Annotated in this window: 23 protein-coding genes; 12 read left to right on the forward strand and 11 right to left on the reverse strand. The window is 73.0% G+C overall.

Annotated features, from left to right (window positions below; all coding sequences use genetic code 11):
- Positions 1-8: 8 nt before the first annotated feature.
- The 3 genes from QSK39_RS29540 to QSK39_RS29550 all read right to left on the reverse strand — a co-directional run bounded on the left by QSK39_RS29540 (position 9) and on the right by QSK39_RS29550 (position 1,904).
- On the reverse strand, positions 9-221 hold the full coding sequence (locus QSK39_RS29540; RefSeq protein ID WP_285481107.1) for a hypothetical protein: 213 nt from the start codon (positions 219-221) through the stop codon (positions 9-11).
- 349 nt (positions 222-570) lie between these two features.
- Positions 571-1,287, reverse strand: coding sequence for a zf-HC2 domain-containing protein (locus QSK39_RS29545; protein ID WP_285481108.1), 717 nt, complete (start codon positions 1,285-1,287; stop codon positions 571-573).
- Between the two features lie 41 nt (positions 1,288-1,328).
- Entirely contained in the window at positions 1,329-1,904 is a 576-nt protein-coding gene (locus tag QSK39_RS29550) for a sigma-70 family RNA polymerase sigma factor (protein WP_285481109.1), read from the reverse strand.
- Positions 1,905-2,047: 143 nt separating this feature from the next.
- Between QSK39_RS29550 and QSK39_RS29555 the strand changes: the two genes are divergently transcribed.
- From QSK39_RS29555 to QSK39_RS29590, 8 genes are all read left to right on the forward strand, one after another.
- Entirely contained in the window at positions 2,048-2,254 is a 207-nt protein-coding gene (locus QSK39_RS29555; protein ID WP_285481110.1) for a heavy-metal-associated domain-containing protein, read from the forward strand.
- Positions 2,251-4,530, forward strand: coding sequence for a heavy metal translocating P-type ATPase (locus QSK39_RS29560; protein ID WP_353051093.1), 2,280 nt, complete (start codon positions 2,251-2,253; stop codon positions 4,528-4,530). The genes QSK39_RS29555 and QSK39_RS29560 overlap by 4 nt, the downstream gene beginning before the upstream one ends.
- Positions 4,531-4,681: 151 nt before the next feature.
- Positions 4,682-5,605 (forward strand): ABC transporter permease, encoded by a 924-nt coding sequence (locus QSK39_RS29565; RefSeq protein ID WP_285481111.1) that lies wholly within the window; start codon positions 4,682-4,684, stop codon positions 5,603-5,605.
- The gene (locus QSK39_RS29570) at positions 5,605-6,600 is read left to right on the forward strand and encodes an ABC transporter permease (protein WP_285481112.1); all 996 of its coding nucleotides are present in this window, start codon (positions 5,605-5,607) and stop codon (positions 6,598-6,600) included. Before QSK39_RS29565 ends, QSK39_RS29570 begins: the two co-directional genes overlap by 1 nt.
- 10 nt (positions 6,601-6,610) lie before the next feature.
- Positions 6,611-8,287, forward strand: coding sequence for an ABC transporter substrate-binding protein (locus QSK39_RS29575; RefSeq protein WP_285481113.1), 1,677 nt, complete (start codon positions 6,611-6,613; stop codon positions 8,285-8,287).
- Positions 8,284-10,002, forward strand: a complete 1,719-nt coding sequence (locus QSK39_RS29580) for an ABC transporter ATP-binding protein (protein WP_285481114.1) — start codon at positions 8,284-8,286, stop codon at positions 10,000-10,002. The genes QSK39_RS29575 and QSK39_RS29580 overlap by 4 nt, the downstream gene beginning before the upstream one ends.
- A gap of 56 nt (positions 10,003-10,058) precedes the next feature.
- Positions 10,059-10,616 (forward strand): carboxymuconolactone decarboxylase family protein, encoded by a 558-nt coding sequence (locus tag QSK39_RS29585; RefSeq protein WP_285481115.1) that lies wholly within the window; start codon positions 10,059-10,061, stop codon positions 10,614-10,616.
- Positions 10,609-11,484 (forward strand): helix-turn-helix domain-containing protein, encoded by an 876-nt coding sequence (locus QSK39_RS29590; protein WP_285481116.1) that lies wholly within the window; start codon positions 10,609-10,611, stop codon positions 11,482-11,484. The genes QSK39_RS29585 and QSK39_RS29590 overlap by 8 nt, the downstream gene beginning before the upstream one ends.
- On the opposite strand, the gene QSK39_RS29595 is transcribed toward QSK39_RS29590, so the two are convergent.
- Positions 11,391-12,026, reverse strand: coding sequence for an HD domain-containing protein (locus QSK39_RS29595; RefSeq protein ID WP_285481117.1), 636 nt, complete (start codon positions 12,024-12,026; stop codon positions 11,391-11,393). The two genes, QSK39_RS29590 and QSK39_RS29595, sit on opposite strands and share 94 nt — an antisense overlap.
- Before the next feature lie 71 nt (positions 12,027-12,097).
- On the opposite strand from QSK39_RS29595, the gene QSK39_RS29600 reads away from it, so the two are divergent.
- The 3 genes from QSK39_RS29600 (at position 12,098) to QSK39_RS29610 (ending at position 14,060) form a co-directional block, all read left to right on the forward strand.
- Entirely contained in the window at positions 12,098-13,057 is a 960-nt protein-coding gene (locus QSK39_RS29600; protein WP_285481118.1) for a GlxA family transcriptional regulator, read from the forward strand.
- A gap of 163 nt (positions 13,058-13,220) precedes the next feature.
- Entirely contained in the window at positions 13,221-13,592 is a 372-nt protein-coding gene (locus QSK39_RS29605; protein WP_285481119.1) for an STAS domain-containing protein, read from the forward strand.
- A gap of 21 nt (positions 13,593-13,613) precedes the next feature.
- Positions 13,614-14,060, forward strand: a complete 447-nt coding sequence (locus QSK39_RS29610; RefSeq protein WP_285481120.1) for an ATP-binding protein — start codon at positions 13,614-13,616, stop codon at positions 14,058-14,060.
- A gap of 199 nt (positions 14,061-14,259) precedes the next feature.
- Here the strand turns inward: QSK39_RS29610 and QSK39_RS29615 are convergent, their stop codons facing one another.
- Positions 14,260-15,009, reverse strand: a complete 750-nt coding sequence (locus QSK39_RS29615) for an ATP-binding protein (RefSeq protein WP_285481121.1) — start codon at positions 15,007-15,009, stop codon at positions 14,260-14,262.
- Between the two features lie 177 nt (positions 15,010-15,186).
- Positions 15,187-15,921, reverse strand: a complete 735-nt coding sequence (locus tag QSK39_RS29620; RefSeq protein ID WP_285481122.1) for an SDR family NAD(P)-dependent oxidoreductase — start codon at positions 15,919-15,921, stop codon at positions 15,187-15,189.
- Positions 15,922-15,984: 63 nt separating this feature from the next.
- Between QSK39_RS29620 and QSK39_RS29625 the strand changes: the two genes are divergently transcribed.
- On the forward strand, positions 15,985-16,431 hold the full coding sequence (locus tag QSK39_RS29625; RefSeq protein ID WP_285481123.1) for a MarR family winged helix-turn-helix transcriptional regulator: 447 nt from the start codon (positions 15,985-15,987) through the stop codon (positions 16,429-16,431).
- Here QSK39_RS29625 and QSK39_RS29630 read toward each other — a convergent pair.
- From QSK39_RS29630 to QSK39_RS29650, 5 genes are all read right to left on the reverse strand, one after another.
- Entirely contained in the window at positions 16,418-17,353 is a 936-nt protein-coding gene (locus QSK39_RS29630) for an acyl-ACP desaturase (protein ID WP_285481124.1), read from the reverse strand. The genes QSK39_RS29625 and QSK39_RS29630 overlap by 14 nt on opposite strands.
- Positions 17,354-17,762: 409 nt before the next feature.
- Positions 17,763-19,166, reverse strand: coding sequence for an MmgE/PrpD family protein (locus QSK39_RS29635; RefSeq protein WP_285481125.1), 1,404 nt, complete (start codon positions 19,164-19,166; stop codon positions 17,763-17,765).
- On the reverse strand, positions 19,163-19,984 hold the full coding sequence (locus tag QSK39_RS29640) for a cyclase family protein (protein WP_285481126.1): 822 nt from the start codon (positions 19,982-19,984) through the stop codon (positions 19,163-19,165). The genes QSK39_RS29635 and QSK39_RS29640 overlap by 4 nt, the downstream gene beginning before the upstream one ends.
- On the reverse strand, positions 19,981-20,796 hold the full coding sequence (locus tag QSK39_RS29645; protein ID WP_285481127.1) for an HpcH/HpaI aldolase/citrate lyase family protein: 816 nt from the start codon (positions 20,794-20,796) through the stop codon (positions 19,981-19,983). Before QSK39_RS29645 ends, QSK39_RS29640 begins: the two co-directional genes overlap by 4 nt.
- Entirely contained in the window at positions 20,793-21,980 is a 1,188-nt protein-coding gene (locus tag QSK39_RS29650) for a CaiB/BaiF CoA transferase family protein (RefSeq protein ID WP_285481128.1), read from the reverse strand. The genes QSK39_RS29645 and QSK39_RS29650 overlap by 4 nt, the downstream gene beginning before the upstream one ends.
- Positions 21,981-22,042 lie beyond the last annotated feature (62 nt).

Consider the following 22,042-nt stretch of genomic DNA (forward strand, 5'->3'; position numbering starts at 1 on the left):
GCGGGGAATCAGGCCGGCGCGAGGAGCCCGTCGAGCACGCCGGTCTTGATGTCGGCGACCAGGACTTCGAGCTGGCCGACACTCATCTCGATCTTCTGGCCGAAGTCATCGGTGATGACGATCCGGCGCTCGGCCGGCGCGTCGTCGGCGACGTAGAGCTCCGGGCAGCCGCAGTTGCACTGGCCGCAGAACGTCGCGATGTGCCGCAGGGGTGCGTTCATGGTCGTCTCCTCGGGTCCGGTCACCGCCACTGGTGCAGTAGTCGGCCCGGGGTCCGGGATGGTTCCCGGACGCGGCGCGCGATGTGGCCGGCGAGTTCGCGGCGGCCGCGGGGAGCTGTGCGGCGGCGCGGGCTACCGGTTCGCCGGCGGGGCAGTGCCGCACTGCGGATCGGTTCGGCGAACCGCCGGCTCAGGCCGCGTGGTGCGGGTTGGCCGGCCCGGCGCGGGAAAGCTCGCCCGCCGGCTCAAGCCGCGCGGTGCGGGCTTGCCGGCCCGGCGCTGGAAAGCCCGCCGGCTCAGGCCGCAGTCCCGGTTGGCCGGCCCGGCGCGGGAAAGCTCGCCCGCCGGCTCAAGCCGCGCGGTGGCGGCTGGCCGGCCTCCGCGGGAACCGGCGGACCGGCGCCAGCCGTGCCGGTGCGTCGTGCTCCGGAAGATGCACTTCGTCGTCCGTTCCCAGTGCGTCCGCGTTCAACGGTGCCGGGGCCGGGCTCCGGCGGTGTTCGCGGTGGACCACGACCATCAACACCAGTCCCACTACCAGCAAGCTGTGGGTCAGCAGGCGGCCGGCCCCGACCTGGCCGCCGGACACGTCGATCACCGATGCCACCCCGAGCACCAGCGCGAAACCGGCGACCAGCGGCAGCTGCGCGCCGGCGGTGCGGGGGCGCAATGCCGCCCACAGCAGGCCGATGCCCAGCGCCAGGTTCCACGCCGCACTCTCGTTGCTCAGGTGGATCGCGCCCGCGTGCGCCGCGTGTGCGTCCCCCGGCACCAGGAACTCGGCGAACCCGAGGCCGGACTGGACCAGCCCGACGAGCCCCAGCGCGACCCGCGCCGCCCACTTCTCGCGCGATGGCAGCGGGGCCCGCTCGAGGATCGCCGCCGTCAGGTCGGGCACCGCGGGCGCCTGGCGCACCATCGCGCGGCGCAGCCGCTGGGCCTGGTCCCGCCAGGCCTGGCACGCGCCACAGCCCTGCAGGTGGCGTTCCACTTCGGCCTCGGGCAACGGGCCGGTCTCGCCGTCCATCGCGGCCGAGAGCGATTCCCGGAAAGGTGCGCAGTCCACGGGTAGATAGTCGTCCACGGTCCCGGCCCGGTTCCAGCGGATCACCCGACGGCGCTGCGCCGGGGCGGCGCGTCGGCCATCGCGGCGAGGAGGTCGTCGCGCGCCCGGGCCACCCGCGACCGGATCGTGCCGACCGGGCACCCGCACACCTCGGCGGCGTCCGCGTACGACAGCCCGAGCGCCTGGGTGAGCACGAACGCGTCCCGCCGCTCCGGATCCAGCGCGCCGACCAGCTGGTCCAGGACCACCTGCTCCTCCAGCAGCGACCGCGTCGCCGGCTCGTCGCGCTCGGAGAGTGTCTGCCAGTCGGCGGCGGACGCCGACCGCGGACGGCAGCGCGCGGCGCGGATCTGGTCGGCGACCGCGCGGCGGGCGATCGAGAGCAGCCACGTGCGGGCCGACGAGTCGCCCTTGAAGCGGCTCAACGACCCCAGCGCCCGCAGGTAGGTCTCCTGGACCAGGTCGTCGGCGGTCTGCACGTCGCCCAGGCTCGCCACGAACCGCCAGACGTGCGGCTGCGTGGCGCGCACGAAGTGGTCCAGGGCGACCCGGTCGCCGCGGCCGGCCAGCCGGGCCCAGCGGGTGATCTCGTCGTCGTCCGCGCGAAGTGGCCTCACACCCGCTGATACGGCTCACGGGCCGGAACGGTTGAAGATGATCTTGACCGAAATTCCCGGGAACCAGCCGGGCCCGCCGGCCGACCTTGTTACGGCAAGGCCACTGCCCGGTCTCGGGAAGGCCACGGCCGGAAGGCGCAACAATGACTCAGAGTACGTACGTGGTGACGGGGATGACCTGCGGGCACTGCGCGGCTTCGGTTCGCGAGGAGCTCGGCGAGCTGCCCGGCGTCCGGGACGTCGACGTCGACGTGCCGGCCGGCCGCGTCGTCGTCACCAGCGAGTCGGCGCTGGCCCTCGAGCACGTCGAGAGCGCCGTCCGGGTCGCGGGCTACCAGCTCGTCCGATGACCGGCGGGTACCTGCGCGACCCGGTCACCGCGCCGATCGCCGCGCTGCGGCCCCCGCGCGACGTGGAGCTCGAGGTCGGTGGCATGACGTGCGGCTCGTGCGCCGCGCGGATCGAACGCAAGCTCAACCGCGTCGACGGCGTCCGCGCGACCGTCAACTACGCCACCGGGAAGGCCGCCGTCTCGGTGCCGGCGTCGCTCACGGTCGAGGACGTCGTCGCGGCGATCGAAGCCGCCGGCTACACCGCCCGGCCACCCGCGCCGGAGCCGCCGGAACCCGCCGCCGATCCGGTGCGGCAGCGGCTGCTCGTGTCCGCCGTCCTCGCAGTGCCGGTCATCGTGCTCGCGATGGTGCCCGTGCTGCAGTTCCCGGCCTGGCAGTGGGTGTCGCTGGTGCTCGCGACGCCGGTCGTCGCGTGGGGCGCGGGGCCGCTGCACCGCGCGGCGTGGGCGAACCTGAAGCACCGGACGGCCACGATGGACACCCTCGTCTCGATCGGGGTCGCCGCGGCCTACCTCTGGTCGCTGTACGCGCTGCTGCTCGGCGGGGCGGGCGAAATCGGGATGCGGCACGAGTTCGACTTCTCCCTCGCCGCCGACCACGACGTCGACGGGATCTACTTCGAGGTCGCCACCGGCGTCACGCTGTTCATCCTGGCCGGCCGGTTCTTCGAAGCCCGGTCGCGGCGCCGCGCCGGAGCCGCCCTGCGCGCACTGCTCGACCTCGGCGCGAAGTCCGTCTCCGTGCTGCGCGACGGCCGCGAAGAACGCATCCCGATCGACGAACTGCGCACCGGCGACCGGTTCGTCGTGCGGCCCGGCGAGAAGATCGCCACCGACGGCGTGATCGAGGACGGCACGTCGGCCGTCGACCTGAGCCTGGTCACCGGGGAAGCGGTGCCGGTCGAAGTCGCGGCGGGTGCCGAGGTCGTCGGCGCGACGGTGAACATGAGCGGACGCCTGGTCGTGTGCGCCACCCGGGTCGGCGCCGACACGCGGCTGGCGCGGATCGCCGCGATGGTGGAGCGGGCCCAGAGCGGCAAGGCGGACGTGCAGCGGCTCGCCGACCGCGTCTCGGCGGTGTTCGTGCCGGTGGTGATGGCGCTTTCCTTGGCCACGCTGGTGTTCTGGCTCGTGTCCGGCGCGGAGACGGCGGCCGCGTTCACCGCCGCGGTGGCCGTGCTGATCATCGCGTGCCCGTGTGCACTGGGCCTGGCGACGCCGACCGCGCTGCTCGTGGGCACCGGCCGCGGCGCCCAGCTCGGCGTGCTGGTGAAGGGCCCGGAGATGCTCGAGTCGACGCGGCGGGTCGACACCGTCGTGCTCGACAAGACCGGCACGGTGACCACGGGCAAGATGAGCCTGGCCGCGATCCGGACCGACGACGACACACCGCGCGACCTCGCGCTGCAGCTGGCCGGGGCGCTGGAAAACGCGTCCGAGCACCCGATCGCGGTCGCCGTCACCGCCGCGGCCGTCAAGCGGTTCGGCTGGGTGGGCCAGGTGCGGGAGTTCCGGACGGTGGCGGGGTTCGGCGTGCTCGGCCGGGTCGAGGGCCACCGGGTCGTCATCGGCCGTCCCGAGCTGCTGCGGCGGCTGAACGTCCGGCTGCCGCAGTCGTTGCTGCGCGCCAAGGAGCGGGCCGAACAGGAGGGGAACACCGCGGTGGTCCTCGCCTGGGATGGGCTGGCGCACGCGGTGCTGGTGGTCGCGGACAGCGTCAAGCCGACGTCGGCGCCCGCGGTGTTCCAGCTGCGCCGCCTCGGCCTGAACCCGGTGCTGCTGACCGGCGACAACGAGACGGTCGCCCGCGCGATCGGCCGCGAAGCCGGGATCACCGACGTGATCGCGGGCGTGTCCCCGGAGCAGAAGGTCGAAGTGATCCAGGGGATGCAGGCGCAGGGCCGGGTGGTCGCGATGATCGGCGACGGCGTCAACGACGCGGCGGCCCTGGCGACGGCCGACCTGGGCCTGGCGATCGGCACGGGCACGGACGCGGCGATCGAGGCCAGCGACCTGACGCTCGTCCGCGGCGATCTCCTGGCGGCGGTGGACGCGATCCGGCTCAGCCGCCGCACCCTGGCGACGATCAAGGCCAACCTGTTCTGGGCACTGGCCTACAACGTGGCGGCGTTGCCGTTGGCCGCGGCGGGTCTGCTGAACCCGATGATCGCGGGTGCGGCGATGGCGATGTCGAGCTGTCTGGTGGTGTCGAACAGCCTGCGGTTGACGCGGTTCCGGGGGAGCGCGGCCGGAATGCCGGAGGTGCCCGCCTGATGCGTCCGCATCCTGGCCCCGAACCGGAGCGAAACGGACAGAACAACCACAAAGCGGGTTACTTGCCGTCCACATGATGAGACAGTGGAGCGATCACCGAAAAACTCCTTAAGGTCCGGTCGTCACTCGATCGGCTGAACCTTGAGGTGCTGTGTCCGCCCCCTCCCTCCCGCCACTCGCGGCGCGCTCGCTGCCCGCCGCCGTGTGGCGCGCCGTCCGGTCCGGGCGGTGGACGTCCGCCTGCGCGCTGCTGGCCGTCCTGATCGTGCTCCTCGCCGCCGGGGCCGACCTGTTCGTCCTGGCCGAGGGGCAGAGCCTCGCCCCGGACATCGCCACGCTCGGCCCGACCGGGCTGCCCGCGGGCAGCCTCGGCGGGGTGAGCGGCGCGCACTGGTTCGGCGTCGAGCCCCTGACCGGGGTCGACCTCTTCGCGCTCGTCGCGCACGGCGCCCGGACGTCACTGCTGGTCGGGCTCGGCGCCACCGTGCTGGCCACCGCGCTCGGCGTCGTGATCGGGGTGAGCGCCGGCTACCTCGGCGGCTGGTGGGACCGGGTGGTCACCTGGACCGCCGACGTCATCCTCGGCTTCCCCTACCTGATCTTCATGATCGCGCTCGGCGCGGTCCTGCCGGTGGACTTCCCGCGGCAGATCACGCTGATCGTCGTCCTCGGGCTCTTCGGCTGGCCGCGCATCGCCCGCATCGTGCGCGCTCAAGCCCTGACGCTGGCCAAGCGTGACTTCGTCGCCGCGGCCCGGGCCATCGGCGGCGGCCCGTGGCACGTGTTCACGAAGGAGCTGCTGCCGAACCTGTGGGCGCCGATCATCGTCGTCGCCAGCCTCTCCATCCCGTCGATGATCGGCAACGAAGCCGCGCTGTCCTTCCTCGGCGTCGGCGTGCTGCCGCCGACCCCCAGCTGGGGCCGCACGATCAGCGGGGCCATCGACTTCTTCGAGACGGACCCGATGTACCTGGTCTTCCCCGGGCTGATGCTGTTCCTGGTCACCCTGGCGTTCAACGTCGTCGGCGACGCGATCCGCGACGCGCTCGACCCGCGGTCGGGGAGTGCCGCCTGATGCGCACCGCCCGCTTCGTCGCCACCCGCTTCGCCGGGATGCTGCTGGTCCTGCTCGTCGTCGCCTTCGTGACGTTCGTGGTGTTCTACGTCCTGCCCGCGGACCCGGCCCGGATGGCCTGCGGCCGCCCGTGCTCGCCGGAGAGCCTCGCGCTGGCTCGGGAGTTCATGGGCTACAACTCTCCGTGGTACCAGCAGTTCGTCGACTTCCTCGGCGGCATCTTCGGCGGCCGCACGTTCGGCACCGGCGCCGCCGCGATCCACTGCACGGCACCGTGCTTCGGCTACGACTTCCAGAACAACGTCGACGTCCTCAGCGAGATCGGCAGCCGGGTCGGGGTCAGCTTCTCGGTCGCCCTCGGCGCGGCCGCGATCTGGATCGTGCTCGGGGTCGGGCTCGGCGTGCTTTCGGCGCTGCGCCGGGGATCCGCCGCCGACCGGGTCACGATGGCCGCCGCGATGGCCGGGGTGTCCATGCCCGCCTACCTCGCCGGGATGATCGGCATCACGATCTTCGCGTTCGCCCTCGACGTCGTCCCGAAGAACGGGTACGTGCCGCTCACCGAGGACCCCGTGCAGTGGGCGTGGCACCTCGTGCTGCCGTGGTTCGTGCTGGCGTTCCTGCACGCGGCGATCTACGCGCGGCTGACCCGCGGCCAGATGCTGGAAACCCTCGGCGAGGACTACATCCGCACCGCACGGGCGAAAGGCCTCACCGAGCGGAAGGTGGTGGGGCGCCACGCCTTGCGCAACGTCCTGCTGCCGGTGATCACGGTGTTCGGGGTCGACCTCGGCGCGCTGCTGGCCGGGACGGTGATCACCGAACGGATCTTCGGCATGGCCGGGGTGGGCCGGCTGCTCGTCGACGCGATCTCGTCGCTCAACCTGCCCGTGCTGCTGGGCGTGACGCTGTTCTCGGCGCTGCTCGTCACGCTCCTGAACTTCCTGGTCGATCTCTGCTACGGCGCGCTCGATCCGCGAGCACGCCTTGTCTGAAGGGGAAAAGATGAAACGGGGACACTGGCTCGTCGCGGGGGTGACCGCCGCCGTCGTGCTGCTGACGGCGTGCGGGGCCAACGACACACCGGCCTCCCAGGGCGGCACCGTCAAGCCGGGCGGGAACCTCGTCCTGCTCAACGACGCGCCGTCGATCACCTGGGACCCGGCGAAGAGCTCCAACCTCGTCGTCACGACGCTGGGGCTGATCCACCGGCGCCTGACGTCGTGGGACGTCGCGCCGGGCAAGGACACCACGATCGTGCCCGACCTGGCCACCGACACCGGCCGGCCGAGCGACGGCGGCAAGACCTGGACCTTCACCCTCAAGGACAACCTCAAGTACGCCGACGGCACGCCGATCAAGAGCGAGGACGTCAAGTGGGGCCTGGAGCGCTCGTTCGCGCCCGCGTTCTCCGGCGGCCTGGCCTACCACAAGGACCTGCTCTCGCCGGGGCTCGCGTACAAGGGCCCGTTCGACGGCGGCAAGGAGCTCGACACCATCCAGACGCCGGACGCGAAGACGATCGTCTTCCACCTCGCGCGTCCCTACGGTGACTGGAACTGGGTCGCCAGCACGCCGGCGTTCTCGCCGGTGCCCAAGGGCAAGGGTGCCGAAGCGAACTACAACGACCACCCGGTCGCGTCGGGGCCCTACCAGCTGCAGAGCTACGAGCGCGGCAAGTCGGCCAAGCTGGTCCGCAACCCGAACTGGAGCCGCGACGAGGACACCACGCGCAAGGCGTACGCGGACACCATCGACTTCGAGCTCGGCCAGGACACCAGCGTCATCTCCAAGCGGCTGATCGACGACACCGGCAAGGACCGCGACGCCTTCGGCATGTCGTTCGCCTCGCCCGCCCAGCTGGCCCAGATCCAGGGCAACGCGTCGGCGAAGGCGCGGCTCGTCACGTCGGAATCCGGCGCGCTGGCCTACCTTTCGCTCAACACCCAGCGCGGCAACCTGACGAACCCCAAGGTGCGCCAGGCGTTCCAGTACGCCGTGGACAAGGCCGCCTACCAGGTCGCGAGCGCGGGCAGCGCCCAGCTCGCCGGCGACGTCGCCACGACGCTGATCACGCCGGGCCTCCAGGGCCGCGAGCAGTACGACCTCTACCCGGCGCCGCCGTCCGGTGACCCGGCCAAGGCCAAGCAGCTGCTGGCCGAGGCGGGCTTCCCGAACGGCCTCGACGGGCTCGTCCTGGCCACCCACAACGAGAACGGCTACCCGGAGAAGGCCGCGGCGATCCAGGCTTCGCTGGCGCGGGCGAACATCAAGGTCACCATCAAGCCGCTCGACGAGGACACCTACACATCCGAAGTGGACACCAAGGGCCTGTCGGACTACGACCTGACGCTCACCTCGTGGCAGCCGGACATCCCGTCGGCCAACGCGAACATCCAGCCGCTGTTCCAGTCGACCGAAATCGGCAACGGCGGGTACAACGAGTCCCGCTACAACAACCCCGACGTCGACAAGCTGATCGCCGAGGCGCAGGCCACCATCGACCCGGCCGAGGCCGGCAAGAAGTGGGCGGCGCTGGACAAGAAGATCCTGGCCGACTCGCCGGTCGTGCCGCTGATCTACACCCGCAACTCGTTCCTGCACGGGTCGAGCGTGGGCGACGTCCAGATCGGCCGCTTCCCGGCCTACGTCGACTACCGCAAGTTCGGGATCGTCCAGTGACCGGAGCCGGGCTCCTGCGGCTGCACGACGTCGCGGTCTCGTTCGGGGACGTCGAGGCCGTCGGAGTCGTCAACGGAGTCGGCTACGAGGTCCACGCGGGCGAAGTCGTCGCGGTGGTCGGGGAGTCCGGCTCCGGCAAGACGGTCACGGCGATGTCCCTGCTCGGCCTGCTCCCGCCCACGGCGAAGGTGTCCGGGCGCGCGGAGCTGGCCGGGCGGGACCTCTACGCCATGACCCCGGCGGAGCTGCGCGCGGTCCGCGGCGGCGACGTCGGCATGGTGTTCCAGGAGCCGATGAGCGCGCTGAACCCGGTGTTCACCGTCGGCGACCAACTCGTCGAGGCGATCCGGACCCACCGGGAGCTGACCGCGGCCGCGGCCCGGGAACGGGCGGTCGAGCTGCTCGGCCTGGTCGGGCTGCCGTCGCCGCGCGAGCGGTTCCGGTCGTACCCGCACGAGCTGTCCGGCGGCCAGCTGCAGCGCGTCGTGATCGCGATGGCGGTGGCGAACGAGCCGAAGCTGCTGATCGCCGACGAGCCGACCACCGCGCTGGACGTCACGGTCCAGGCGGAGATCCTCGAGCTGCTGCGGGACCTGCGCTCGCGGCTGGGCACGGCGATCCTGCTCATCACGCACGACATGGGCGTGGTCGCCGACCTGGCCGACCGGGTGGTGGTGATGCACGACGGCCTCGTCGTCGAGCAGGGGCCGGCCGCCTCGATCTTTTCGGCGCCGGCCGAGGACTACACGCGGCAGCTGCTCGGCTCGGTCGTCTCGCTGTCCGGCACGGCGAACACGGGCCTCGAACGCGCGCTGTCCGCGGACATCGAGGTGGGCCCGGGCCACGTGGCGGCCGCCGAGCACCCCGCCACGGCGTCGGTCTCGGACGTCCCTGCCGACGCGCCACTGCTGCGCGTGACGGACCTGGCGGTGACCTACCGCGGCCGGTTCCGCGCGATCGCCGTCCGCGCCGCCGAAGGAGTGAACCTGCACGTCGACGCGGGCGAGGTGCTCGGGCTCGTCGGGGAGTCCGGGTCGGGCAAGAGCACCGTCGCCCGCGCCGTCACGGGGCTGCTCGCGCCGACGGCGGGATCCGTCCACATCGGAGACGCCGACATCACCCGGGTGCGCGGCCGGGCGGCGAAGGCGTTGCGGCGCCGGATCGGCGTGGTGTTCCAGGACCCGCTGTCCTCGCTCAACCCGCGGACGACGGTGGGGGAGAGCGTCGCGACCCCGCTGCGGCTGCACAAGGCCGTCCGCTCGTCCGAAGTGGACGGACGGGTGGCGGAGCTGCTGTCGGCGGTCCAGCTCTCGCCGTCGCTGGCGAACCGCTACCCCCACGAGCTGTCGGGTGGCCAGCGCCAGCGCGCCTGCATCGCGCGGGCCCTGTCGCTGCGCCCGGACCTGCTGGTGGCCGACGAGCCGACGAGCGCGCTCGACGTCACCATCCAGGCGAGGGTGCTCGACCTGCTCCGCGACCTGCGGCGCGAGTTCGGGTTCGCGTGCCTGTTCATCAGCCACGACCTGGCGGTGATCGAGCAGCTGGCCGACCGGGTGGCGGTGATGCACCGCGGGCACGTCGTCGAGCAGGGGCCGACGAAGGAGGTGCTGACCGCGCCGGCGCACCCGTACACGCAGCGGCTGCTGTCGGCGGCGCCGGTGGCGGACCCGGAGGCCCAGCGGCGGCGCCGCGAAGCGTGGCGGCAGCTGCGCTGAGGACGCTTACCTCCGAGGGAATTGTTTCCGTGCCCCGGCTCGGCCAAGCTTTCGCCATGACCAGTTATCCGATGCACACCGTGGACACCGCGCCGGCCGAGGCGAAGGCGCCGCTCACCGTCCTGCGGGAGACGTTCGGGTTCGTGCCCGGCGCCGCGGCCGTCATGGCCGGTTCGCCGGCCCTGCTCAACTCGTTCTTCTCCGCCTTCGGCCACTTCCGCGGCGGCGGCACGTTCACCCCGGCCGAGCGGCAGGTCCTGCTGCTCTCCAACGCCGTCGCGAACGGGAGCGAGTGGGCGGTGGCCTTCCACACCCTGGAGGCGCTGGCCGACGGGGTCACGCCCGAGGCCGTCGAGGCGATCCGGCGGGGAGAGCTGCCCGGCGATCCGCGGATGGCGGCGCTGTCCGGCCTGACGACCGCCTTCATCGAGAAGCGCGGTCACCTCGACGAGCCGGACGTCAAGGCCTTCACCGCGGCCGGGTTCGACGAGAGCCGGCTCCTCGAGGTGATCACCGGCGTGGCCATCTCGGCGATGACGAACTACGCCGCGAACGTCGCCCGGCCGCCGCTCGAGCCGGCGGTCGAGCCGCACGCGTGGACTGCCGTTGCCTGACGTCGGTCCGCTGCTGAAGCACTGGCGCGCCGCCCGGCGGCTGAGCCAGGTGGCGCTCGCCGCCGAGGCGGCCGTCTCCCTGCGGCACCTCAGCTTTCTCGAGACCGGGCGCGCGAAACCCAGCCGGGCGATGGTGCTGAAGCTCGCCGGCGTGCTCGACGTGCCCCTGCGGGACCGCAACACGCTGTTGCTGAGCGCGGGGTTCTCACCCGAGTACGAGGAGTCCGCATTGGACGCTCCGGCGCTGGCGGCCGTGCGTGACGCGCTCGAAGCCATCCTCGGGCAGCAGGAACCGTACCCGGCACTGGTGATGGACCGGAGCTGGGACATCCGGCACGCCAACGGCGCCGCCCGCCGCTTCTTCGCGTTCCTCCACAGTGGACACGACACGGAACCGCCCGGGCCGCCGAACGTGCTCCGCCGGATGTTCCACCCGGACGGCGTCCGGCCGCACGTGACGAACTGGCCGGAGGTGGCCGAGGCCCTGGTCGCCCGCGTGCGCCGGGAAGCGCTCGGCGGCGTGACCGACGAGCGCGCCCAGCGGATCCTGGACGAGGTGCTGCACTACCCCGGGGTGCCGGCGACCCTGCGAACCCTGGATGCGACCCGGCCGTCGCTGCCGATCGTCCCGATCCGCTACACCCGCGACGGCCTGCGGTTCGGCTTCTTCTCGACGGTGACGACGCTGGGCACACCCCAGGACGTGACGCTCCAGGAACTGCGCATCGAGTGCTTCCACCCGATGGACGACGAGACGCGGGAGAACGTCCGGAGTCAGCTCGCCCAGGGCGAGCCGGCGGTGGCACGTTCCAGTTCGGTGACCCCGGCCTCCCGGCGCTCGCGCACGAGCTCGCCCGCGATCGAATAACGCGGCGCCGCCGCCCCTTCCGCGCGGGTCGCGTGCTCGACGATGGCGTCGACGAGGGACTCGACCATGGACAGGCGGGGATGCTCCTCGTGGATCCGCTCGTGCCGGCCGGCGACGACGTGGGCGTTGCGGCCGAAGTCGATGCCCACGCCTTCGCGGGTCAAGTAGGTCAGCAGGCCGCGGCGTTCGGCGATGCCCGGCGAAGTGTGCAGTGCGATCGCCTCCCAGACCCGGTCGACGTCGGGCGCCGCGACGCCTTGGCCCGTCAGGAGTTCGGCGGCGAGGTCGGCGCCCTCGACCTCGAAGCGCGCCCGGCCCGGCGCCAGCGTGCCGACGCCGAGGTCGTGCAGGACGGTGGCGGCGAAGAGCAGCCCGGCGTCGTAGGCCGGGTCGTCCAGGCAGCCTTCGTGCTCGGCGAGCAGCCGGGCGAACAGGAAGCTGCGGATGCTGTGGTTGGCCACCGAAGGGCTTTCCGAGCCTCGCACCGTGGCGAGGATCGTGTCGGCGAGCGGTCCGGCCGGCAGGGCGAGGAAGTCGGTCACGGTGCCGACGTTAGGAGCCGGACACCGCGAGCGACAGTGGCCCGAGGGCCGCTCATCGCTAGGATCGTGCCATGAAGAGCGTCACGGTGCTGGCTCTCCCGGGCGTGCTCGCCCTGGACGTCGGGATCCCGGTGCAGGTCTTCGGCTCGGACCCGCACTACGAGCTGACGGTGTGCGCGGACCGGCGCCCGGTGCCGGTGGCGGGCGGTGGCCTGACGATCACCCCGGACGCCGGGCTCGAGGCCCTCGACGGCGCCGGCACCGTGATCGTCCCGGGCTACGACGACGTCGGCGCGCCGCCGTCCGCCGAGGTCGTCGCGGCCTTGCGGGCCGCCCATGCCGGCGGCGCGAGGATGGTTTCGATCTGCACGGGCGCGTTCGCGCTCGCCGCCGCCGGCCTGCTCGACGGGCGGCCAGCGACCACGCACTGGCAGCGCGCCGCCGACCTGCGTGCGCGGCATCCGCGCGTGCGCGTGCTGCCCAACCGGCTCTACGTCGACGACGGCGACATCCTGACCTCGGCCGGCGTGACCGCGGGGATCGACCTGTGCCTGCACCTGATCCGCACCGACGAAGGCGCCGCCGCGGCGAACACCCGGGCCCGTGAGCTGGTCGCCCCGCCCCGGCGCGCGGGCGGCCAGGCGCAGTACATCGAGCGGCTCCGCCCGGAAGCATCGGGCGAGGAGCTCGGCGCGCTGCGCGAGTGGATGCTCGGCGACCTCGCGCGGCAGCTCGACGTCGACACGCTCGCCGCGCGCGTCCACCTGTCGCGCCGCACGTTCCTGCGGCGGTTCCGCGAGGAGACCGGGACATCCCCGATCGCCTGGCTCACCAGCGCGCGCCTGGACCGGGCACGGGAGCTGCTGGAGACCACCGACATCCCGGTGGAGCACCTCGGCCGGCATACGGGACTGGGCAGCGCCGCGACCGTGCGGGCGGCGTTCCACCGCCACCTCGGCACGTCACCCCGGGACTACCGGGCGCTGTTCCGCCACCGGAGCGACGCGGACGTCACGCCCGCATCGGGATGAAGCCGGCTCGGGGCTCGCCCGGTTTGCAACGCGGCACACCCCGTGGCATGGGTGACCGGCGCTGTCGGGGGCGGCGTCCGGCCTGCTTCACTTTGGGGGAGTCGGGCCGGCTCCGTCGCGCGCGCCCGTGCGGCGGGCCGGCTCGGGACGGGAGGACGGCGCCGTGTCCTCGAAGAGCACGTGGCAGGCGGCGGCGAAGATCCTTTCGGTCGCGCGGGAAGAGCTGCGCCCGGGGCTGCTGGTCATCAGCGTCGCCGGGGAGATCGATGCTCTCTCCGTCCGGCTGCTGCAGCGCGCGGCGTGGCACGACCTGGCCGCGGTCACCGTGGTGGACCTGTCCCGGGTGACGTTCCTCGGCGCGGCGGGCCTGCGGACGCTGGGCCGGGCGGCGCTGCGCGCCCACGCCGTGCGGCGGCGGCTGTGCCTCGTCACCCCGCCTCACCCGGTGTCGGTCGTGCTGCTGACGTTCTGGTGCGACGACCGCGTTTTCCTGTACCCCACGCTGGCCGAGGCGCTGCGGGCGAACCCGGGCTGACGGCCGGAGCACACTGGTCCCATGACGCCCCCGGGACTCGTGTTCACGCTGGGGCGGGACACGCTCCCGCCGCTCAGCGAACTCCGGCGATGGATCGCCCAGGCACTGCCGCGGCTCGAGGCCGATCACCTCTGGGCGGTGCAGCTGGTGGTCACCGAGCTGGCCACGAACGCGTACGAACACGGCGCGGGCCCGGTGACGGTCACGGTGTCCGCCACGTTCCGGCCGTGCTCGGCCCTGCTGGAGGTCCACGACGACGGCGAAGCCCCGCCGGTGGCGGGTTTCCCGCACCCGCTCACCGCCCGCGGCCGGGGCTTGGTGCTGGTCGGCGACCTCGCCGGGGAGTGGGGTGTGCGCACCGGGGACACCGGCAAGACGGTGTGGGCGCGCGTGGATTGCGGCACGGGGACGCTCGCCGCCTGCGCGCTGCGCGCCGAGCCGATCGAGATGGACCCGGAGCCCTGCTAGCCCGGCTCGCGGGATCCGCGGAAACGCGCTGGCCCGGCTCGTGGGATCCGCGATGCCCTGCTTGCCGGGAGGTTCGGGGGATCGCCGGAAACGCGCTGGCCCGGCTCGCGAGCTTGCCGGGAGGTTCAGGGGTTCGCCGGAAACGCGCTACCTCGGCTCGCGAGCTTGTCGGCAGGTTCGGGGGATCGCCGGAAACGCGCTAACCCGGGTCGCCGGCGGGGCGCTCGCTGGTGAGGACCGCCCACACGACCTTGCCGCCGGACCACCGGGAACTGCAGCCCCACGCGTCCGCCGAGCGCGCCACGATGTGCAGGCCCAGCCCGGCTGCGCCCGGCCGGGGCCGGGGGTGCAGGACTGCCGGGTGGGGATCGTCGTCCAGGACCGCGATCGTCAGCCGCCCGCGCCGCAGGTCCAGCCGCAGCGTCGCCTCGGAAGTGGTGTGCTGGGCCGCGTTGGCCGCGAGCTCGCCGGCGACGAGGATGCCGTCGTAGACGAACTGCGGGACCTCCCACCGCGCGCACGCTTCCCGCACCGCGGCCCGCGCCATCGCCGACGCTTCGAGACCGCGCGGGAGGACCAGTTCGGTCTGCTGCCGCGAAGGTTTGCACAGCGCGCGCTCGGCACTGCCGACGTCTTCGCCGATCGCGACCTGGCGGTGGATCCCCTGCTCCCGCAGCGCCCGGGTCCGGCTCGCGGTGCCGGCCAGCGCGAACGGGATCCCCGGCCAGGTCCCGAGCCGCCGGGCGACCAGCCCGAACACCCCGACCGGCGCGACGGCGTCGAGATCGAGGCCGTCGATGCCGGCGATCACGGCTTCCGGCTCGTCCGCCGCGACCTCCAGGAGCCCGTCGCGCAGGCGCCGGTAGCTGCCGAGGTGCAGGCCGCCGGTCACGGTGACCAACGTGTAGAGCGGCTGTGGCACCACCTCGAGGTCGAGCGTGCCCAGCATCGTCTCTCCTCAAGGCGAGCAGCAGTGCCATCCCGGCACGCTCCACGCTAGGACCACGGCGCCCGAATCGGTAGGCCCGCCACCCGCGTGCCCGGCACCGGCGGGCCGATCGGGTCGTCCGGAAGCGTGGTCTGATCCACGAGGGTTCCTCTCCGGCCGACGATGCGGACGTCACGGTCACCCCACGGGCCGGCCGTCCAGGAACAAACCGCCGGTCGGTCCGTCGGCGGGCAGGGTCGCCGCCCAGACGACGCCGAGGGCGGCCTCCGCGGGCGAGCGGTCGTCGGCGTCGTCGCCGCGCTCGGGGTGGGTGGCGACCGAACCGGGGTCGACGGCGTTGACGAGGATGCCCGTGTCGCGCAGTTCGGCGGCCAGCGAAGCGGTGAGCGCGTTGAGGGCGTACTTGGCCAGCGCGTAGCCGGGCGACCGGACGCCCTGGGTGAGCCCGGCTCCCGCGGCGATCTGCGTGGCGGCGCCGCTGGAGACGTTGACGATCCGGGCCGCGGGGGCGGCGCGCAGCAGCGGCAGGCAGGCCTGGACGAGGGCCCAGGCGCCGAGGACGACGACCGTGTACGAAGTGCGGGCTTCGGACAGGTCGGCGTCGAACAGCGACGTCGCGGTGAAGTCGGGCATCGAGGCGGCGTTGTTGACCAGCACGTCGAGCCGGCCGGCGGTCGACCGGACGTGCTCGGCGCAGGCCGTGACGTCGGCCGGGTCCGTGATGTCGAGCCGCACCGCTTCCGCGGAGAGTCCTTCGGCGACGAGCTGCCCGGCGAGCGTGCGCGTCCGGTCGAGGTCCCGGCCGGCGAGGACGGTGTGGTGACCGCGGGTGGCGAGCTCCCGTGCGACGGCGAAACCGAGGCCCTGTGGACGGCTCGCGCCGGTCACGAGGGCAACCTTGTGTTCGTTCATGAGACCTACTGTAGGGATCTCCTACAATTGTGCCAACCCGCTTTTTCGGAGTAGGGTCGTGACATGACCGACCGACCCCGGGCGTTGCTGCGCTGGCCCACCTACGTGATGGGGAACCTGCACCGCAGCGGGGTCGGCCGGATCGACAAGGCGCTGGCCGGGACCGGCCTGGCCCTGCGCGACTACTACGTCCTGGTCTGCGTCGGCGAGTTCGGCCCGCTGGCCCAGCAGCGCGTCGCCGACCGGCTCGGCCTGGACCGCAGCGACCTGGTGAAGGTGCTCGACCGCCACGAGGCCGCCGGCTGGGTGCTCCGGGAACGCGACACCGAGGACCGGCGCCGCCACGTCCTCACCCTGACCGAGGCCGGCCGGGCCGCGGTCGCGAAGGTCGAGGAAGTCTCGGCCGCGGTCACCGGCGAACTGCTCTCCGAGCTGAGCCCCAGCGAGCAGGAGACCCTGCACCGCTTGCTGCTCAAGGCTTTCGGAGAGCCGCCCGTCAGCCGTTCTTGAGCTTGTCCCGGCGCGCGGCCGCGGCGTCACGGCGCTCTTCGAAGCGGGCCGCCTGGGCGTCGAGGGTCTTGAGGAACGCCGCCAGCTCGTCACGCGCGGCTTCGCCCTCGGGGCCGAGACCGGTCAGGTCGAAGATCTTCCAGTAGCGCAGCAGCGGCAGGACGACGTCGTCGTGGTGGATGCGCAGGTCGTAGATGCCCGCCTTGGCGATCAGGGCCGCCTTCCGGGCGAAGCTCGGGATCACCGCGCCCGGCATCGCGAACGACACGACCTCGTCGGTGATCGCGCGCATCATGGCGTCGGGGGAGATCTCCAGCGAGGCCTTGACCAGGTTCCGGTAGAACACCATGTGCAGGTTCTCGTCCGTGGAGACGCGGGCCAGCAGCCGCTCGGCCAGCGGGTCCTGGGTGTAGCGGCCGGTGTTGCGGTGCGAGATCCGGGTCGCCAGCTCCTGGAACGAGACGTACGCGCAGACGTGGAGCAGCGGCTTGTCGCCGGTTTCGTAGCCGGCCTGCATGGTCTCCATCCGCATGCGCTCCAGCTCGACGGGGTCGACGGCGCGGGTGACCAGCAGGTAGTCGCGGATGCAGATGCCGTGCCGGCCCTCCTCGGCCGTCCAGCGGTGCACCCAGGTGCCCCACGCCCCGTCGCGGCCGAACGCGCGCTCGATCTCGCGGTGGTAGCTGGGCAGGTTGTCCTCGGTGAGGAGGTTGACCTCCAGCGCCGTCCGCGCGATCGGGGTGACCCGCGACTGCTCGGGATCCCACGCCTCCCCGCCGAGCTCGGCGAAGTCCCGCCCCTGGCTCCACGGGACGTACTCGTGCGGCATCCACTCCTGCGCGGCGGCGAGGTGCCGGTTGAGGTTGTCTTCGACCGTCCCTTCCAGCTCGTACAACAGGCGCGTGCTTTCCGGAACCGGCATGGGGACGTCCTTCCGTACCTACGCGACCGTAACTTACGGTGCCGTAGGTAGCGTAAACGGACGTGGGGGCGCAGTGGTTCCCGTTCGTGGCGGCGGTCACCCTCGCGAGGCCCCCGGTCTCGTCACACGCGCGGCAGGCCGGTCGGCTCGGAGAGGCGCGAGGATGAGGCCGCGTCGGCGCGCGTTTTGTTGCCGATCGCGGCTCACGGCCGGGCTTGCCCACGTGGGTCGGCCCGGAGACCGGCGTACTCGCGAAACCCGACGGTCACGCGCGCAGCAGGCTGCTCAGCTCCGAGCGAGGCGCGAGCTGGTCCACCGCCGGTGAGGATTCGGCGACGAGGCTGCGCGACCACCTGGTGGGCCTGCGGTGCGCCGGTCCGGAGGCCGGCGCACCGCGAAACCCTATCCGTCACACGCGCAGCAGGTCGGTCAGCTCCGCGAGATCACCCAGCTCGGCCAGGCCGTAGGTCAGCTCCGTGATCCGCGCGCTGACCTCGGCCGGGAGGACGCGGGCCGCGTTCAGGCGGAACTTCGTCGCCAGCTCGTCCGCCGAGAGCGGGTTTTCCGGCCCGCCCCGGTTGACGTCGACGCGTTCCTCCAGCTCGCGGCCGTCCTTCAGCCGCGCGCGCAGGACCGCCGGGAACTGGTGGGGGAAGATCTCGTCGCAGCGGGCGTCCGGGACACAGCGCACCTTCGCCGCCAGCGCCAGGCGGGCAGGGTCCGCGGCGGCTTCGTCGGTGAAGTCGTCGTGGAAGACGCCGAGCCCGCCGCCGCCCAGCAGGCCGGCCGCGACCGTGTAGGGGCCGGAGAACGCCGCGTGGTAACCCGACTTCGGGTGGATCTTGTCCTCGCGCGGCTCCGCGATCGTGCGCAGCACCGACGTCGGCGCGCCCAGCTCCAGCTCGGAGATCTCCGCCGGGTCGACCCCTCGGGCACGCAGCCGCCGGGCCGCGTCGATGCCGGCGTGGGTGAAGTGGTTGCAGGGGTACGGCTTGAAGAAGATCCCCGGCAGCTCCCAGCGCTCGCCGAGGCCGTCGACGATCGCGTCCACATCGGACTGGTCGCCGCAGAACGCCTGCAGCAGCCCGAACCGGCCCTCCAGGACCGTGGGCGGGCCGGTGATGCCGTGCCGCGCCATGCCCGCCGCCGTCACCGCCGCGTGGGCCGCCCAGCCGCAGTGGATCCGCTTCACCGTGCCGCCCGTGCGGTTGGCCTCCAGCAGCCCCGAGCCCATGCTGGCCGCGATGCCGATCGCGTCGGCGACGCCTTCGGAGTCCACATCGGACAGCATGGCCGCGGCCGCCGCCGCGCCGAGGGCGCCGCAGATCGCCGTCGCGTGCAGGCCGCGTTCGAAGAACACCGAGTTGCCGAGTTCCTCGTCGTAGCCGGCCATCCCGAGCCGCACGGTGATCTCGACGCCGACGCCGATCGCATCCAGGAGCTGGGCCCCGGTCGCGCCGCGGGACTCCGCGACGGCCAGCGCGGCGGGCACCACCGACGCCGACGGGTGCAGCACCGACGGCAGGTGCGTGTCGTCGAAGTCGAGCGAATGCGCGAGGGTGCCGTTGAGCAGGGCCGCGCTCGGCTCGGGCAGCCGGTCGCCGGTGCCGATCGCCGTCGCGCGGCCGGTGCCGCCCCACTCCCGGACCAGTGCCCCGACGGCCGCGGCGGGCCGTTCGGCGGTCGCGGCCAGGCTGTTGCCGAGCACGTCCAGGACGCGCCGGGCGGCGTCGTCCCGCAGTTCCGGCGGCAGTCCCTTCGCGCGCACCGAGGTGGCGAACGCGGCCAGCTGCTGCACGATCGTGGCGGTCATGCGCTCACCGCCGCGAGGGGACGCACGGGGGAGCCGGTGCCGCCGACGATCCGCAGCGGCGCCAGCACGAACGCGAACTCGTGCACACCTTCGGCCGCGACGGCTTCGAGGTTCAGGTGCTCCAGGATGAAGATGCCCGACTCGACGAGCAGGATCCGGTGCACCGGCAGCACGGCGTGCCCGGCCCCGGCGGGGATCTGCTCGTAGGCCGTCGTGTCGGCACCGGTGGCGACGACCTCTCGCGCCGCCAGCCACTCCGCCGCCGACGTCGTCGCCCCGGGGACGCCGGTCTCCTTGCCCATGTACTTCACGCCGTCGTCGAAGTTGCGCGCCCAGCCGGTGCGGATCAGTGCGACGTCGCCTTCGCCGGGCTCGGTGCCGGCCAGCTTCGCCGCCGCGTCCAGGTCGTCGGCCGTGACGCCGTAGCCCGGCTCCAGCGTCGGGACGTCGTGCACCGCGGCCACGTCCAGGAGCACCGCGCGCCGCAGCAGTCCGGGCAGGTTCTCGGCGCCGTGCGTGCGGAACACACCGCCCTGCTGGGCCTCGGCGGCATCGACGTCGCCGTGCAGCTTGCCGTTGTGGCTGACGTGCGAGAGCGCGTCGATGTGGGTGCCGACGTGCCCGCCGGTCACGATGATCTCGTTGGCGGCCGACCCGCCGTCCGGGCGGCGCATGTCGCCGTGGCGGCGGATCAGGGTCATCCGGAACCCGGGGTGGTTCGGCGAGCAGGGCATGCCGGTGAAGAACGGCTGCCCGAGCTCGATCAGCCGGACCCCGCCGGCGATCGCCGACAGCAGCGGATCCTGGGGACGTGTCATGAGTGCTGGCCTTCCCTTTCTCCCGCGAGCGCGAGCACCCAGCGGGCGCGCGCCACGATCGCGGCGTCGACGAACTGTCCGTGGTGGTCGATCCAGGCCGCCGACCCGGTCGCTTCGAGGCGGTCGAGCAGGTCGCTCGCCCAGGCGGTCTCGGCCGGATCGGGGGCGCACGCCTCGTGCACCACGGGGATCTGGGCGGGGTGGATCACCGACCGGCCGAAGAACCCGGCCGCCCGCCCGGCTTCGGTGCTCGTGCGCAGGCCGTCGAGGTCGCGCACGGCGGTCCAGACGCTCTGCACCGGGCTCGGCAGCCCGGCCGCCCGCGCGGCGACGACGACCCGGGAGCGCGGCCAGGTCAGCGCGTCCCCGCCGGTCACGCGCAGGTCCGCGGCGAGGTCGGCCTCGCCGAGGGAGATCCCGGCGACGAGCGGGTGCGCGGTGGCGATCGCGAGGGCGTTTTCCACGCCCAGCGCCGATTCCAGCACCGGGTACACCGGCACGCCGAGCGCGTCGGCGACCCGCCGCAGCTCACCCGGGTCCTCGCACTTCGGGACCCGGACGCCCGCGGCCCCGCGCAATGCCTTGATGTCGGCATCGCCGGCGTCGGTGCCCGGCGCGTTGATCCGGACGAAGGCCGGCGCACCGTTGTCCAAAGCGGACAGTGTGTTCTGCCTGGCCTCGTCCTTCGCCGCCGCGGCGACCGCGTCCTCGAGGTCGATGATCACGGCGTCGGCCGGGCCGGACAGCGCCTTCGCGATCCGGTCCGGCCGGTCGCCGGGCACGTAGAGCCAGCTGCGCAGGACCTCGCTCACCTGATCACGCCTTTTTCGCGCAGGGCGACCAGTTCCGGCTCGCCCAGGCCGTAGCGGCCGAGCACTTCGGCGGTGTGCGCGCCGACCGGCGCCCCGGCCGAGGTGATCCGCCCGGGGGTTTCGGACAGCCGGAACAGCACGTTTTGCATCTTCACCAGCCCGAGCTCGTCGTCGTCGACCGTCGTGATGCTGTTCAGCGCGGCGAACTGCGGGTCGGTCATGACGTCGGCGGCGGTGTAGATCGGCGCGACCGCGGCCTGGGCCTCCTCGAACGCCTTCACGACGTCGTCGCGGTCGCGGTCGGCGATCCACGAGCCGACGGCGTCGTCGAGCAGGTCGGCGTGCTGCGCGCGCTCGGCGCCGCTGGCGAACCACGGCTCGTCGATCAGCTCGGGGCGCCCGACCAGCCGCATCACGCGTTCGGCGATGGACTGGGCGCTGGTGGAGATGGCCACCCAGCTGCCGTCGCGGGTGCGGTAGGTGTTGCGCGGCGCGTTGTTCGTGGAGCGGTTGCCGGTGCGCGGCTGCAGCGTGCCGAGCTGGTCGTAGGCGATGATCTGCGGCCCGAGCAGCGTCAGGATCGGCTCGATGATGGCGAGGTCGACGACCTGGCCGCGGCCGGTCTGGTCCCGCGCTCGCAGCGCGGTCATCACGGCGTAGGCGGTGGTCAGCGCGGCGATGCCGTCGGCGAGGCCGAACGGCGGCAGCGTCGGCGGGCCGTCCGGTTCGCCGGTGATCGCGGCGAACCCGCTCATCGCCTCGGCGAGCGTGCCGAAGCCGGGCCGCTTGGCGTACGGGCCGATCTGCCCGAAGCCGGTCACGCGCGTGAGCACCAGGCCGGGGTTGATCTCGCGCAGCTCGTCGTAGCCGAGCCCCCAGCGTTCGAGGGTGCCGGGGCGGAAGTTCTCGACGACGACGTCGGCGTCGGCCACCAGCTTCTTGAAGATCTCCTGGCCTTCGGGGGAGCCGAGGTAGAGGGTGATCGCCTTCTTGCCGCGGCCGAGCATCTTCCACCAGAGGCCGACGCCGTCGCGCTGCGCACCGTGGCTGCGGACCGGGTCGCCGTTCGGGTGCTCGATCTTGATCACCTCGGCGCCGAAGTCGCCCAGCAGTGTCGCGGCCAGAGGGCCGGCGAACAGGGTGGCGGTGTCGAGCACCCGGATCCCGGACAAAGCGCCCGTCATGGGGCTTACCTGCCTTTCTCGTCCGGCGGTCCGGGCCGGAGCACCGTTTCGCCGGGGGGAAC

The sequence above is a fragment of the Amycolatopsis sp. NBRC 101858 genome, assembly GCF_030269325.1.
Taxonomy (GTDB): Bacteria; Actinomycetota; Actinomycetes; order Mycobacteriales; family Pseudonocardiaceae; genus Amycolatopsis; species Amycolatopsis ponsaeliensis.

What these genes read in the sequence shown, in the direction of transcription:
- QSK39_RS29540 (WP_285481107.1), bottom strand. Translation starts at nt 221, where the DNA reads ATGAACGCACCCCTGCGGCACATCGCGACGTTCTGCGGCCAGTGCAAC.
- QSK39_RS29555 (WP_285481110.1), top strand. Translation starts at nt 2,048, where the DNA reads ATGACTCAGAGTACGTACGTGGTGACGGGGATGACCTGCGGGCACTGC.
- QSK39_RS29560 (WP_353051093.1), top strand. Translation starts at nt 2,251, where the DNA reads ATGACCGGCGGGTACCTGCGCGACCCGGTCACCGCGCCGATCGCCGCG.
- QSK39_RS29570 (WP_285481112.1), top strand. Translation starts at nt 5,605, where the DNA reads ATGCGCACCGCCCGCTTCGTCGCCACCCGCTTCGCCGGGATGCTGCTG.
- QSK39_RS29575 (WP_285481113.1), top strand. Translation starts at nt 6,611, where the DNA reads ATGAAACGGGGACACTGGCTCGTCGCGGGGGTGACCGCCGCCGTCGTG.
- QSK39_RS29585 (WP_285481115.1), top strand. Translation starts at nt 10,059, where the DNA reads ATGACCAGTTATCCGATGCACACCGTGGACACCGCGCCGGCCGAGGCG.
- QSK39_RS29600 (WP_285481118.1), top strand. Translation starts at nt 12,098, where the DNA reads ATGAAGAGCGTCACGGTGCTGGCTCTCCCGGGCGTGCTCGCCCTGGAC.
- QSK39_RS29610 (WP_285481120.1), top strand. Translation starts at nt 13,614, where the DNA reads ATGACGCCCCCGGGACTCGTGTTCACGCTGGGGCGGGACACGCTCCCG.
- QSK39_RS29615 (WP_285481121.1), bottom strand. Translation starts at nt 15,009, where the DNA reads ATGCTGGGCACGCTCGACCTCGAGGTGGTGCCACAGCCGCTCTACACG.
- QSK39_RS29620 (WP_285481122.1), bottom strand. Translation starts at nt 15,921, where the DNA reads ATGAACGAACACAAGGTTGCCCTCGTGACCGGCGCGAGCCGTCCACAG.
- QSK39_RS29625 (WP_285481123.1), top strand. Translation starts at nt 15,985, where the DNA reads ATGACCGACCGACCCCGGGCGTTGCTGCGCTGGCCCACCTACGTGATG.
- QSK39_RS29630 (WP_285481124.1), bottom strand. Translation starts at nt 17,353, where the DNA reads ATGCCGGTTCCGGAAAGCACGCGCCTGTTGTACGAGCTGGAAGGGACG.
- QSK39_RS29635 (WP_285481125.1), bottom strand. Translation starts at nt 19,166, where the DNA reads ATGACCGCCACGATCGTGCAGCAGCTGGCCGCGTTCGCCACCTCGGTG.
- QSK39_RS29640 (WP_285481126.1), bottom strand. Translation starts at nt 19,984, where the DNA reads ATGACACGTCCCCAGGATCCGCTGCTGTCGGCGATCGCCGGCGGGGTC.
- QSK39_RS29650 (WP_285481128.1), bottom strand. Translation starts at nt 21,980, where the DNA reads ATGACGGGCGCTTTGTCCGGGATCCGGGTGCTCGACACCGCCACCCTG.